Genomic DNA, 13,120 nt, shown 5'->3' with positions numbered 1-13,120 from the left:
TGTGCCGTTCTTCGTATCGTCTGTGTCGTGGGAAATGTGCGCCTTCATTCGTGAGTGAGCTTCCAGTGCTCGCCCGCGTCATGCTCATCGAGCAGCGTCTTCCCCAATGCGCATTCATCGCGTTCCGCGTGGCTTTGCCGCAGGAAAACGGGCAGATCGGCGATCGCGTGCGCGAACCATCCGTTCGTGCAGAACGGCACCGCGCCGAGTGCGCGCGACACGTGCTCCATCACCTGTCCGGCCGCCTGTTCGACGGCGACACGCACGCGCAACGCACAGTGCTGCGCGTCATCGCGCGGATGTTCGTCGATCCACGCCGCCGACTCGCGCAACAGCGCGGCGACGGCGGACAGTTCGGCATCGGCGGCGCCCAGGTGCGCGCACGCATGCGGATCGGCATGGCGCCTGACGCTGTCGCGCAGCACCGATGCAAGCGCCGCTGCACAGCCATACCAGCACGCGGCGATGCCCGCGCCGCCGTGCCAGAAACCGGGACGCGCGAGATACGCGCCCGCCTCGCCGACCTTGATGGCGCGCGCGCCGTCGAAGCGCACCGCGCCCGTACCCGTTGCGCGCATGCCGACGGCTTGCCAGTCGCTGACATTGACGGAGATCGCGGGTTGCGACAGTTCGACGGCGGCCAACACCGGCTCGCCACTGCGCCACGCCGTCACCAGCGCATGTGTGACGTGCTGCGCGCCCGAGCACCACGGCTTGATGCCTTCGAGCGTCAACGCGTCGCCGCCTGCATCGCGCGCGATCAGCTTGCGGTTGGGCGGCTCGGCGGCCCATACGGCCCAGTTGCCGTCATCGGCGAGGTCGGCGCGTTGCAGCTCCGCGAGAATCGCGAGCGCATCGGTGTGGCCTTCATAGAGCTTCACGAGCGACAGGTCGCACGCGGCGACGGCCGCGAGGCCGCGCCAGCGCGTCGCCGTTTCGCCGCCTCCCGGAAGGGGCAGCCAGTCCATGCCGCGAGCGCGCAGCGCATCGAGCGTCGCGGCGCGGCTCGCGGAATCCTCATCGGCGTAGCGCACGGTCGCGAGATAGCGCTCCAGCGCGGGCACGAGCGCATATCGCATCGGCGGCCCGGACTCGGCATCCGCTTCGTCGTCGTTCAGGCGCAGTTCGCTGTTGATGTACCACGCAGCGGGCGCGGCGCGCCGCAACGGATCATGGCCGATGTCCTTCATCTGTTCCTCCGTGGCAAAACCTGGCGACGGCATCGCGGTGGTGTTGGCGCTCACCCGACAGAAGCCGGCGCGTGCGAACCTGCATGCAAGCGATATGCCCATATTGCGCGTACGTGAGGCTCGCGATCACATCCGCGCAATCGCATCCGCGCGATCGCATCGCGTCGTGCTGCGCTCGCACACGCATGCGTGCTGCGCATTCGAACCTTGTACGGCATGGCGCTTGCGTGAAGCAAGTGGATCGACGCACCGCATCGCTGCGCCGCGGATTCGAATGAGGAAAACGATGACCCACACCAGCGACATGCAGAAGGTGGCCCGGCTCTCGGATCTCGCTGACGGCATGAAGCGCGTCGATGCAAATGGCACGCCCATTCTGCTGATCCGCTCAGGCAAAGCCGTCCATGCTTACGGCGCGAAATGTCCGCATGCAGGCGCGCCGCTCGAAGAGGGCGCACTGTGCGATGGCCGGCTGGTGTGTCCGTGGCACAAGGCGACGTTCGACATCGCAAGCGGCGCGATCATCGAGCCGCCTGCGCTGCTGCCGCTGACGCGCTATCCCGTGCAGCTCACACGCGACGATGTGCTCGTGAGCAGCACGCCTGAGACTCGGTCCAACGAACGCGCGGCCACTGGCTCCGCATCCGTCTCTGCCGACACACGCACCTTCGCGATTATCGGCGCGGGCGCGGCGGGCGCTGCTGCATGCGCTGCGCTGCGCGAATTCGGCTTCGCGGGACGCATCGTGCTGATCGATCGCGAGCCGCGCACGCCCTACGATCGCACGGTGCTGAGCAAATTCGTGCCGTCCGGCGAGATGCTGCCCGACGACATTCCGTCCCTCCTGCCCGACGATTTCTTCGCGACGCATTCGATCGACGTCGTTCAGGCCAACGTCACGGCACTCGATGCGCGCGCGCGGCGCATCGATATCGGCAGCGCGCCGTCGATTCGCTACGACGCGGCACTCGTCGCAACAGGCGGCGTGCCGAAGCGTCCCTCGTTGCAAGGCATCGGAGACGAAGGCGTAGCGGAGCGTATCCGTCTGCTGCGCAATCGCGACGATGCACGCAGACTCGTCGAAACGGCTGCACAAAGCGAGCATGCCGTCATATTGGGCGCGAGCTTCATCGGACTCGAAGTGGCGTCGGCGCTGCGCGAGCGCAAGCTGCGCGTGACGATCGTTTCACCCGGCAACGTGCCCTTCGAGAAGCAGTTCGGTCCCGATCTCGGCAGGCTTTTCATGCGGCTGCACGACGCACATGGCGTGCGCTTGCGCATGGGACGCCGCGCGCAAACCGTCGAGCGCAGCGACGCCGACGATGGCGTCTTGCGCGTGACGCTCGATAACCGCGATACGCTGTCGTGCGATTTCATCGTCGTCGGCATGGGCGTCACGCCCGCGACGGGTTTCATCGAAGGCGTGACGCGCAATGACGACGGAAGCCTCGATGCCGATGCGTCGATGCGCGTGGCGGACGGTCTCTACGCAGCAGGCGACGTCGCGCGCTTCGAATTGCGGGCGCCTGTCGGCGAACGCGTGCGCATCGAACACTGGCGCGTCGCGCAACAACATGCGCGCCGCGCCGCGCGCGCGATGCTCGGTCTGCCCTTGGGCGAGCCGCTCGTGCCGTTCTTCTGGACTTATCACTTCGGCAAGAACTTCAACTATCTCGGCCACGCGCGGCACTGGGACGACACGATCTTCACGGGAACGCCCGATACGTTCGAATTCATCGCGTTGCTCGTCGAAAAAGGAAAGCTCGTTGCCGCGGTGGGCTGCAATCGCGATCGGCAGATCGGAGCGTTGGGCGAAGCGATGCGCAAGCCGTTGGACATCGCGGACGCGATCAGGCTTGCGGAGTCGGAATAGGCACGCGTGCGCATTGCGCTCCGCATCATGATGCGAAGCGTAATGCAATAGATGAAGGTGGAGCGATGTAGTGAAGTTACTCGTCGCGCCTGTTCGTCGACGCTGCGCGATGCGAGGGACGTCCGCCGCCGCCCGGCGGCTCCGGATGATCTTCCGTGCCGAGCGGCACCTCGGCCGTTTGCTTCGGATGAGGATTGGAACGCTGCGGCGTCGTGGATTTCATCGTTTCCGTCGGCTCGCCGGGCTCAGTCGTCGTGCCTGTCTTCGATTGATCGTCCCGTTTCGCATTTTGGGTTTTTTGAGTGGGGTCCATGTTGGTACTCCTTCTGCTGCTTGCGCTGCTACTGGAAGATCTACATGCTCGGCTGAAAGCTTTGCATGCGGCGCCAGGTTGCTCGTCGGCTTGCTCATCGCTTGCTTGCGGCTTGCTCGTGGCGCCGCTGTTCGCACGCTATTGCGTCACGGTTGACGCTGCCCGCCCTGATGGGGAGGCGGCTTCTGATTTTGCTGCTGCTGACCGCCATCGCGATTCGGTTGACGGGGATTCGCTGGCTGGTTCTGTGTCGACTTCTGATTCACTTGCGACCTCCTTTCGTTGGTTGCTGCGAAGTGCCTCGTTGATTGCGGCAAGCGGTGTTCCTGTCATGTGCGCCTCACGCACGTCGTCGCAGTGCAACGTGACGGAGGAATGAGATTTGCTCGATCCGATGACGTTTCATGACCCGCATACAAAGCGAGGGTTTTAACAGAACGCACAGCGCACCGATGAATCAGGCCCTCAACGTCACATCGCGATTGCCCTCTCGACACGGCGCAAGCGCGCTGCTCCGTCCCACGCGCAACTGCCAGCAGCGTGAAAAAGCCGACCACTTCCGCATCCTGATCGACGCCGCCGAATACTTCTCAACGCTGCGGGCCGCGATGATGCGCGCGACCCAATCGATCTACATCGTCGGTTGGGATATCGACAGCCGCCTGAAGCTCGTCCCTGGCGAACCGCAGGATGATCTGCCCGCAGGGTTCGCGGACTTCCTCTGTGCGCTCGCGGAAAAGAACCGCCATTTGCGCATCCATATTCTCGCGTGGGACTTCGCGATGCTCTACGCGTTCGAACGCGAATGGCTCCCTGTGTACAAGATGGGCTGGCGCACGCATCGGCGCATCCGCTTTCGCCAGGACGGACGGCATCCGCTGGGCGCGTCACATCACCAGAAGATCGTCGTCATCGACGACGCGCTCGCGTTCGCAGGCGGCATCGACCTCACGCGTTCGCGCTGGGACACGCCTGCGCACGACCCCGACGCGCCGCTGCGCCGCAACGCCGACGATGCGCCCTATCAGCCGATGCACGACGTGCAGGCGATGTTCGACGGCGATGCCGCGCGCGCGATCGGCGTGCTCGTGCGCGAACGGTGGCAGCGCGCGACGGGCAAGCCGCTCGACTTCTCGCACACGCCGACGCACGAAGTGCATGAAGTACAGGCAGCGCATGAAGCGCATGAAGCACATGACCCGCGAGATCGCGCGGGCATCTGGCCCGCCGATGTGGTCCCCGATATCGAAGACGTCGAGCTCGGCATCTCGTTGACGGAGCCCGCGTACGAAGGACGTCCCGTCGTCGCGCAGATCCAGCAGCTGTATCTCGATGCGATCGCAGCCGCGAAGCACAGCATCTACATCGAGAACCAGTACTTCACTGCGAGCCGTGTCGGCGCGAGCCTCGCTGAGCGTCTTGCCGACAGCGGCGGCCCCGATGTCGCCGTGGTCGGGCCCGAGCGGCAAAGCGGCTGGCTTCAGGAAGCGACGATGGGCGTGCTGCGTGCGAAGCTGCACGAATCGCTGAAGCGTTCCGACGGCCACGGACGTTACGCGATGTACGCGCCGACCATCGGCGGCATTGGCGGACAGATCATCAACGTGCACAGCAAACTGATGATCGTCGACGACGAGCTGCTGATCATCGGCAGCGCGAACCTCAACAATCGCTCGATGGTGCTCGATACCGAATGCAACATCGCGCTCGATGCGCGTGGCGAGCCGCGCGTGCAGGCAGCCATCGCATCGGTGCGCGACCGCCTGCTTGCCGAGCATCTCGACGTTTCGCCCGACGACGTGCAACGCGCGCTCGACACGCAACGGCTCAACGAGGCCATCGCCACACTGCGCCACGGCAAGCGCACGCTGATGCCGCTCGATCCCGTCGTGTCCGGCGATCTCGAAGATCTGGCAGCCCGCGTGTCCGTGCTCGATGCGGAAGCGCCCGTCGCGCCGCATGAGCTCGTGCAGCACTTTCTGCCCGAAGAGCGCAGCCGTCCGCTGACGGGCAAGCTGCTCGCGTTGGGCGCGCTTGCGTTGATCGTCGTCGTGCTCGCCGCGCTGTGGCGCTTCACGCCGCTTCGCGACGCGATCAGCTTTTCCGCGCTCGTGCACGGCGCGCAGCAATTGCATGCGTCGCGTCTCGGCCCGCTCGCGATCGTCGCGGTGTACGCGATCGCCGCGAGCGTGTCGGTGCCCGTCACGCTGCTGATCGCCGTCAGCGGCTTCGTGTTCGGCGCGCTCGCGGGCAGCGCCTACGCGTTCACGGGCACCATGATCTCGGCGTTCATCACGTATTACGCGGGCGCGTCGCTCGGTCACGATGCCGTGCGAAGGCTCGCGGGCAGCCGCCTCAACCGCATCAGCGAAAAGCTCGGCAAAAGAGGGCTCATCGCTATGATCGTGCTGCGCGTCGTTCCCATCGCACCGTTCACCGTGATCAATCTCGCGGCGGGCGCGTCGCATATCGGCCTGCGCGATTTTCTCGCGGGCACGGCGCTCGGCATGGCACCCGGCATCGTGCTCGCGACGACCTTCGCGCATCAACTGGTCGCCGCCGTCCGGCATCCGACCGCGGCCGGGCTCGGGCTCGTCGCGTTGATCGGCGCGGCGCTGATCGGGCTGTCGATTGCTCTGCAACGTCTCTTTGCGCGCCGCACATGAACGACACGCAACTGACCCAGCGCGCCTTGGCGCCCTCCGCAAAAACCCATGTCGACGCGCAGGCGCTGCGTCTTGCCACGTACAACATCCACGGCGCAATCGGCACGGACGGCGTGCGTTCGGCCGAACGGATCGCCGCCGTGATCGGCGAACTCGACGCGGACGTCGTTGCATTGCAGGAAGTCCCGCTGGGCGGCAGCTTCGCGCCAAATGCGCTGCCGATCTTGCGCGAAACGACGGGTATGGAGGCCATCGCAGGTCCGACGCTCGATACGCCCGAGCGCCGCTATGGCAACGCGATCCTGAGCCGCCTCCCCATCCGCGCGACACGCGCGCTCGATCTGTCGTTCGGCCGGCGCGAAGCGCGCGGTGCGCTCGATGTCGATGTCGATACCGAACACGCGAGCGGCGTGGCGGGCGCGCTGCGGGTCGTCGCGACGCACCTTGGGCTGTCGGCGCGCGAACGCCGTGCACAGATCCGCGCGCTGATCGCCGCGTTCGACACGCCGCGCATGCCCGTGATCCTGATGGGCGACATCAACGAATGGTTCGTCTGGGGTCACGCGCTGCGCATGCTCGTCACGCATTTTCGCGCCGCACCCGCGCCGCGCACGTTTCCGTCGCGCTTCCCCGTATTTGCGCTCGATCGTATCTGGATGCATCCCGCAAGCCGCCTGCTCGACGTCCATGTGCATCGCAGCATGCTCGCGCGTGTTGCATCGGATCACTTACCACTGGTCGCGCGGATCGCACGAGAGCATCATGTATAGCCAGCCGGGAGATGCGGGCGCGCTGCCCGATCCTCTGCCGGTCCGTTCAACTTTCTTCATGGAGCTGCCAATGGTCAGAAAGAATTACGCCCCGGACGAAAACGCCCCGCGCCAACCTTACGCAGACAAGGATGTGGGCGTCGGCATGGGCCGGATCCTGCTCGAAGACGAAGACGAAATCGAGGACGACCTGGATGATGAAGAAGACGAGGACGAAGGCCGCTGATCGCGCGAGCCGACGAGGAGAATAGCCCGGCATTGCATCGCTAAACGCGTCAACAATCCGGCTCATTGACTCCTCATTGACCTGTAACGCATCGCGCTTGCCCTGAACACCTAACAGGGGCAACGAACGCGGCGAAAGCCCAATGAAAGAACGCAGCGCACGGCATCGATGCCGCGCGCTGCGTTCGTTTTGTCTATATCGCCGTATTTGACGTTTCGATTGTCTGCCTGTCACGCATGCCGTTCGCGCGGCCTGTCCCCGGCAGATCGGTCGGCTTGCACGGGCTGCGGCGGCCGCGTCGGATCGAAATCCGCCCAGCGTCCCTGCTGCCAGCGTCCCGTCGCGCGCTCGATCGACGCGCCCCCCGCGTCGCGCAACACTTGGGCCGCCTGCTGCTGCGTGTCCGGCGTCACGTGGACGGCAAGCAGCACGCCTGAGTCGCGCTGCTCGTAGTGGACACGCTCGGGCCGCATATTCGTGTCGTTGTCGCGCGTCCTGTACATCGCGCCGATCAGCGAGCCGATATATGCGCCGACCCCGGCCGCGATCGCGGACACCAGCACGGGCGCCGAAAACGCCGTAAAAATGCCGACACCGACGATCGCGCCGATGACCGCGCCCACCGTCACGCCCATGCCCGCGCCTTTCGGCACATCGACGGAAGCGGCGTCCTTGTTCTGGTCTCCGCCGATCGGATAGCGCGCGTGCTGCCCGCGCGGATTGACGAAAAACAGCGACACGTCTTCTTCGACGAAACCGGCCGCAAAGAGCCGTTCTGCTGCATCTTCGGCTGCCGGAAAAGTGGTGAATCGTGCGGCAACGATAAGCGACATGATGCCTCCCTTCTTCCAGACTTCATTCGATCAAGGACGGCAGCTTATTTGCCGTCCCGCTACGCATTGAATGAGCAAGGCATGCGCCCGCGCGCACTGCCCTGCGCACCGTCACGCATCACGTCTTTCGCTCGTCCCGTTCATCCTGCTCGTCATCGGTCTGCGCGTCTTCGACGGAGCCTTCGGCCAGTTCATCCTTGACGCCTTCTTCTGGCTCTTCTTCTCCCGTCGCGCTGATCACCCGATCGACATCGATGTCTTCGTTCTGTTCGAGCGTCGAATCGCCATCCGCGGATGCGCGTTCGCCCGTGCCTGAGCGGTCCGAATCGCTCGAAAGTTCGGTTTCGCCTGTTTCGAGCGCGTGATTGTCGAGTTCGTTTTCCTTGTCGAAGTCGTGACGCTTCGCGCCCGTCACGTCGCTGCCGCTATCGGAAGAATCGCTCGGACCAAGCGATGCGTTGTCGTGCCCCGTCTGCCGCACCACGGGACGTCCTTCATCGTCGGGATTCAGTGTGCTCATATCGGCCTCCAGAGTGGTCATGATCCGGGTACTGCCTCGCCCTGTCGTGCCGCAAAAAGCATTCCGCCGCTTTGATCGGCTCAGTGTCGCAATGAGGATCGAAACGCGACCCGGCATTCGGCCCGGCATTTGACCCGCTGAGGTACGTCAATTGCTCTCCTCGACCATACATGCAGCACGCACACCTTCGAACGACGTCATGAGCACTCGCAAAACCACTCCGCCTTCCGACGAAACGGCTCCATCGAAACGCGCGGCGCGCAACGATGCGGACGTCGAACCCGATCAGCAGCCGGGGCGCCTCGACGATTGCCGGCGTTGCGCGTTGTGGTCGAAGGCGACGCAAGCCGTCGGCGGCATGGGTCCGAAGCGCGCGCCGATCATGCTCGTCGGCGAGCAGCCGGGCGACAAGGAGGACCAGCAGGGCAAGCCGTTCGTCGGCCCCGCCGGCCAGTTGCTCGACAATGCGCTCGAAGAAGCGGGCGTGGCCCGCCACGATGTCTACGTGACGAATGCCGTCAAGCATTTCAAGTGGGAGCCGCGCGGCAAGCGCAGGATGCACAAGACGCCCGCGCAGCGCGAGATCGATGCATGTCACTACTGGCTGGAGCGCGAGCTGAGTTCAGTCGGGCCGCGTGTGATCGTCGCGCTCGGCGCAACCGCGTTGAAGGCAATCCTCGATGATCGCGACGCGCGGCTTCAGGCAGTCGTCGGCAAGGTGCTCGAGCACGGCGGCCGGCATGTCGTGCCGACCTATCACCCGTCGTTTGCGTTGCGCGCGCCGGATGAAGCGACGCGTGATCGCGCGTACGCGGCGATCGTCGCGGCGTTGCACGAAGCGGGAACCGTCGCACATCGGGAAGCAGCGCGAGAGAGCGGCAAGAAAGAAGCAGACGACGGCAAGACGCCGAAGCCGTCGAATGGCAAGCGATAAACGCCGCGCACTACTCGCGCGAATCGAGCGCGTCCTTCAGTTGATCGAACGAATAGGGCTTGCGCAACGACACCCATTCGAACGTCAGCGACGCGTCGTGCAATGGCGCTTCGGCGCCCGAAGCGAATACCACTCTCTCCGCCGACTTCATGCCGATCGCCTCGCGCGCGAGATCGACACCCGACATGCCGGGCAACGTGAGATCGGTGAACAGCACATCGAACGGCTGACGTTGCAGCCACGCCAGCGCCTCTTTCGCGTCGCTCACTGCCTCGTATCGGTGACCCAGCATGCCGAGCAACTCACATAGCGCCTCACGCGCATCCGGCTCGTCTTCCACCACGAGTATGCTCAACACGCGAGTCGTGGCCGGCTCGTCGGCACGCGTCGCGAGCGCCGTGCCGTCGAGCATGTCGCGCAGCTTGCGCGCCAGTTGCAAACGGCTGTACGGCTTTCGCAGCAGATCGGCGCCGTGACGGATCTGCGTGTCGAGCCCCGTCGTGTCGCGCGTATGGCCCGACGTGAAGAGCACCTTCAACGCGGGCCGCATCAGCAGTGCCTGGCGTGCCATCTCCGGGCTCAACAGCGGCCCCGGCATCACGATGTCGCTGAACAGCACGTCGACTTTCGCGCCGCTGCGCAATACGGTCAGCGCTTCCGATGCGTCGTTGGCCGTCAGCACGCTATAGCCGAGCTGCGACAGCATGTCGACCACGGTCAGCTGCACGCGCCGGTCGTCCTCGACGACGAGCACCGTTTCGTGTCCGCGCAAGTCCTCCTCCGTCTGCGCCCCTGCTGACTCGACGGGCCGCGTGACAACCGCTTCGAGCGAGCGCGGCAGATAGATCGTCACCGTCGTGCCCACGTCCGGCGTGCTCGACAGTTCGATATGCCCGCCGCTTTGGAGCACGAAGCCGTATGCCATGCTCAGGCCAAGGCCCGTGCCCTGTCCCGCGGGCTTCGTCGTATAGAACGGATCGAACGCACGCTCGACGACTTCGGCGCTCATGCCCGTGCCCGTATCGGCGACGCTCAGCTTCACGTACTCGCCGGGCTCGATATGCGATGCGGCCGTGGCGTACCTGTCGAGCACGGCATTCGAGAGTTCGAGCGTAAGCACGCCGCCTGCGGGCATTGCATCGCGCGAGTTGATCGCCAGATTGAGCACGACGTTTTCGAGCTGATGCGTATCGACGAGCACGTTCCACAGCTCGCCGTCCGAAGGCGTGTTGTGGATCTTCACGTGCACGCGTTCGCCGAGCGCGCGGCGCAACAGGTCTTCCATGCCGCGCAGCATGTCGCGCAGATTCGCGACGACGGGCAGCAGCGTCTGGCGGCGCCCGAATGCAAGCAGTTGCGACGCGAGCTTCGATCCGCGCTCGACGGCCTCGATCGCGCGGCCGATGCGCGCCCTGCTCCACGCATCGTCCTGTCGCGCGCCGAGCAGTTCGAGGTTGCCGCGCAGCACTTGCAGCACGTTGTTGAAGTCGTGCGCGACGCCGCCCGTCAACTGGCCGAGCGCTTCCATCTTCTGCGACTGGAACAGCGCGCGGCGTGTCTGGTCGAGGAGTTCCTCTGCCTGGCGGCGCTCGGTGACGTCGCGCGTGATCTTCGCGAAGCCGACCAGTGCGCCGTGATCGTCGCGGATTGCATCGATCACGACGTGCGCCCAAAAGCGGCTGCCGTCGCGCCGCACGCGCCAGCCTTCCGCCTCGAAGCGTCCTTCGCGCGCGGCCGTCGCGAGCCCGCGTTGCGGCAGGCCCGCAGCGGCATCTTCCGGCGTGTAGAAGCACGAGAAATGCGAGCCGATGATCTGCTCGTCGGTGTAGCCCTTGATGCGCCGCGCGCCCGGATTCCAGTTGGTCACGTAGCCTTCCGGCGATAGCATGAAGATCGCGTAGTCGTTCACGCCCTGCACGAGCAGGCGAAAGCGCCGGTCGCTTTCCATCGCGGCATCCTGTGCGTTCTTCTTGTCGCTGATATCGCGCACGACGCGGCCGTAGCCGAGCAGTTCGCCGTCGGGCGAATACAGCGCCGTCATGATGACGTTCGCCCAGAAAAGGCTGCCGTCCTTGCGCACGCGCCAGCCGTCGAATTCATGGCGGCCCTCGTCCCGCGCTCGCCGCAGGTCCGTCTCCGGCACGCCGGCGCGACGGTCTTCTTCGATGTACAGCGCGCGTACATGCTGGCCGAGAATTTCGTCCGCCTTGTAGCCGTGAATGCTCTCGCCGCCGCGGTTCCAGCTGATGATCGTGCCATCCGGCGAGAGTGCAAAGATCGCGTAGTCGGTGGTGGACTCAGCCCACAGGTGCAGCCATTCGGTGCTGAGATTCGTGGCGCGCGCATCCATGCCGCTCGCCTCGGCGCACTGCGTCGCGTGCGGCGTGTGTTGTTCCGCGCCCGTTCCGGCAGCATTGCCGGCGAGGTTGCTGTCGTCGCTCATCGCCCGATGTCCGATGTCCGATCGTCGCTTCTGGCCAGACATGGCCTGGCCTTGCCTTATCTGGCCTGGTCCGCGCGGCTATTGTATAAGCACGCGCGCGCCGTGGGCATGCCGTTCAAACCCTGACGCCACGGCACTTTCTGCGGATCAAAGCGGAAACCTAGTCGTGGAGAGGATTTCCTTGAGCACCATGAAGCTGCGAATTTGCCGCACGCCGGGCAGGTACAGCAATTGCTCCGCGTGCAGCCGGTTGAAGCTCTCGCTATCGCGCGTTCGCACGAGCATGAAATAGTCGAACTCGCCCGTGACGACGTGGCATTCCATGCAGCCCGACACCTTTTGCGCGGCCTTTTCGAACGCGGCGAACGTCTCGGGCGTCGAGCGGTCGAGCACGACGCCGATCACCACCAGCATGCCCGCGCCGACCGCTTTCGGATCGAGCAGCGCGACCGTCGCGCGGATCAGCCCCATCTCCTTGAGCCGTTCGACGCGCCGCAAGCAGGCAGGCGCGCTCAGCTTCACCTTCGCCGCGAGCGCGACGTTCGAAATCGATGCGTCCTGCTGGAGCTGCTTGAGGATCGCGCGGTCGATACGATCGTGCTGCGAAAGCGGCGCCGGTTCGGTTCGACTCGCACCTGTACTCGGTCTGCGTAATTTCGTTGCGCACATAGGGCGTTATGGAAAATAAAAAAATGTCGATATTCATCGCTGCATTGCAAAATTATCGCTGACCGCTTTATTTAGCAAGCTCATTTCGCCGGGTCTTTTCTATCATGTCTGTCAACGCGCGGCATCGTTTGCCGCTTCGTTTGCGTGCAAGCATCGGACGCCGATGCGCGCCCTTCCCAGACCAACGGACCTTCGACCATGAACCTGCAACGCTTCCCCCGCTACCCTCTGACCTTCGGGCCGACGCCGATCCAGCCGCTCAAGCGGCTCTCGGAGCATCTCGGCGGCAAGGTCGAGCTTTACGCGAAACGCGAGGACTGCAACAGCGGCCTTGCGTTCGGCGGCAACAAGACGCGCAAGCTCGAATACCTGATCCCCGACGCGCTTGCGCAAGGCTGCGATACGCTCGTGTCGATCGGCGGCATCCAGTCGAACCAGACGCGCCAGGTCGCTGCCGTCGCCGCGCATCTCGGCATGAAGTGCGTGCTCGTGCAGGAGAACTGGGTCAACTACTACGACGCCGTGTATGACCGCGTCGGCAATATCCAGATGTCGCGCATCATGGGCGCCGACGTGCGGCTCGTGCCCGACGGCTTCGACATCGGCATTCGCAGGAGCTGGGAAGAGGCGCTCGACAGCGTGCGCGCCGCGGGCGGCAAGCCGTATCCGATTCCCGCCGGCTG

The 13,120-nt window shown here is 64.9% G+C and carries 13 protein-coding genes; 7 read left to right on the top strand and 6 right to left on the bottom strand.

Translation table 11 applies throughout. The features are described 5' to 3' along the window. Positions 1 to 44: 44 nt before the first annotated feature. Positions 45 to 1,190: an acyl-CoA dehydrogenase family protein gene (locus BMW76_RS33705; protein ID WP_090873222.1), complete on the bottom strand. Its 1,146-nt coding sequence runs from the start codon at positions 1,188 to 1,190 to the stop codon at positions 45 to 47. A gap of 286 nt (positions 1,191 to 1,476) precedes the next feature. Between BMW76_RS33705 and BMW76_RS33695 the strand changes: the two genes are divergently transcribed. After that, a complete protein-coding gene (locus tag BMW76_RS33695; RefSeq protein WP_090873156.1) occupies positions 1,477 to 3,063 on the top strand; it encodes an FAD-dependent oxidoreductase in 1,587 nt (528 codons plus the stop codon). A 76-nt stretch (positions 3,064 to 3,139) separates the two neighbouring features. Here BMW76_RS33695 and BMW76_RS33690 read toward each other — a convergent pair whose 3' ends face one another. Beyond that, the gene (locus BMW76_RS33690) at positions 3,140 to 3,376 is read right to left on the bottom strand and encodes a hypothetical protein (RefSeq protein ID WP_090873154.1); all 237 of its coding nucleotides are present in this window, start codon (positions 3,374 to 3,376) and stop codon (positions 3,140 to 3,142) included. On the opposite strand from BMW76_RS33690, the gene BMW76_RS41425 reads away from it, so the two are divergent. From BMW76_RS41425 to BMW76_RS33675, 4 genes are all read left to right on the top strand, one after another. Next, the gene (locus BMW76_RS41425; protein WP_177200570.1) at positions 3,375 to 3,755 is read left to right on the top strand and encodes a hypothetical protein; all 381 of its coding nucleotides are present in this window, start codon (positions 3,375 to 3,377) and stop codon (positions 3,753 to 3,755) included. The genes BMW76_RS33690 and BMW76_RS41425 overlap by 2 nt on opposite strands. Before the next feature lie 73 nt (positions 3,756 to 3,828). Then, entirely contained in the window at positions 3,829 to 6,042 is a 2,214-nt protein-coding gene (locus BMW76_RS33685) for a VTT domain-containing protein (RefSeq protein ID WP_090873152.1), read from the top strand. After that, positions 6,039 to 6,812 carry an endonuclease/exonuclease/phosphatase family protein gene (locus BMW76_RS33680; RefSeq protein WP_090873150.1) on the top strand — a complete coding sequence of 258 codons (774 nt, stop codon included), beginning with the start codon at positions 6,039 to 6,041 and terminating at the stop codon, positions 6,810 to 6,812. The genes BMW76_RS33685 and BMW76_RS33680 overlap by 4 nt, the downstream gene beginning before the upstream one ends. After that, the gene (locus BMW76_RS33675; protein WP_090873148.1) at positions 6,805 to 7,038 is read left to right on the top strand and encodes a hypothetical protein; all 234 of its coding nucleotides are present in this window, start codon (positions 6,805 to 6,807) and stop codon (positions 7,036 to 7,038) included. The genes BMW76_RS33680 and BMW76_RS33675 overlap by 8 nt, the downstream gene beginning before the upstream one ends. 230 nt (positions 7,039 to 7,268) lie before the next feature. On the opposite strand, the gene BMW76_RS33670 is transcribed toward BMW76_RS33675, so the two are convergent. Beyond that, entirely contained in the window at positions 7,269 to 7,871 is a 603-nt protein-coding gene (locus BMW76_RS33670) for a hypothetical protein (RefSeq protein WP_090873146.1), read from the bottom strand. A gap of 118 nt (positions 7,872 to 7,989) precedes the next feature. Further along, complete coding sequence (locus BMW76_RS33665) at positions 7,990 to 8,412, bottom strand: chemotaxis protein (protein ID WP_407669057.1); 423 nt, start codon at positions 8,410 to 8,412, stop codon at positions 7,990 to 7,992. A gap of 145 nt (positions 8,413 to 8,557) precedes the next feature. Between BMW76_RS33665 and BMW76_RS33660 the strand changes: the two genes are divergently transcribed. After that, positions 8,558 to 9,325: a UdgX family uracil-DNA binding protein gene (locus BMW76_RS33660; protein WP_281248579.1), complete on the top strand. Its 768-nt coding sequence runs from the start codon at positions 8,558 to 8,560 to the stop codon at positions 9,323 to 9,325. 10 nt (positions 9,326 to 9,335) lie between these two features. Here the strand turns inward: BMW76_RS33660 and BMW76_RS33655 are convergent, their stop codons facing one another. Together BMW76_RS33655 and BMW76_RS33650 are read right to left on the bottom strand one after the other, a co-directional pair. Further along, positions 9,336 to 11,768, bottom strand: coding sequence for a hybrid sensor histidine kinase/response regulator (locus BMW76_RS33655; RefSeq protein WP_090873221.1), 2,433 nt, complete (start codon positions 11,766 to 11,768; stop codon positions 9,336 to 9,338). 147 nt (positions 11,769 to 11,915) lie between these two features. Further along, on the bottom strand, positions 11,916 to 12,437 hold the full coding sequence (locus BMW76_RS33650; protein ID WP_090873142.1) for an Lrp/AsnC family transcriptional regulator: 522 nt from the start codon (positions 12,435 to 12,437) through the stop codon (positions 11,916 to 11,918). Between the two features lie 198 nt (positions 12,438 to 12,635). Between BMW76_RS33650 and BMW76_RS33645 the strand changes: the two genes are divergently transcribed. Beyond that, positions 12,636 to 13,120 (top strand): pyridoxal-phosphate dependent enzyme (locus BMW76_RS33645; protein WP_143062391.1); only part of this gene is annotated, 485 nt, incomplete at its 3' end.

It is taken from the genome of Paraburkholderia diazotrophica (genome assembly GCF_900108945.1).
GTDB lineage: Bacteria > Pseudomonadota > Gammaproteobacteria > Burkholderiales > Burkholderiaceae > Paraburkholderia > Paraburkholderia diazotrophica.
Note: the sequence above shows the minus strand (reverse complement) of the source record. Positions and strands in the feature narration are given on the sequence as shown.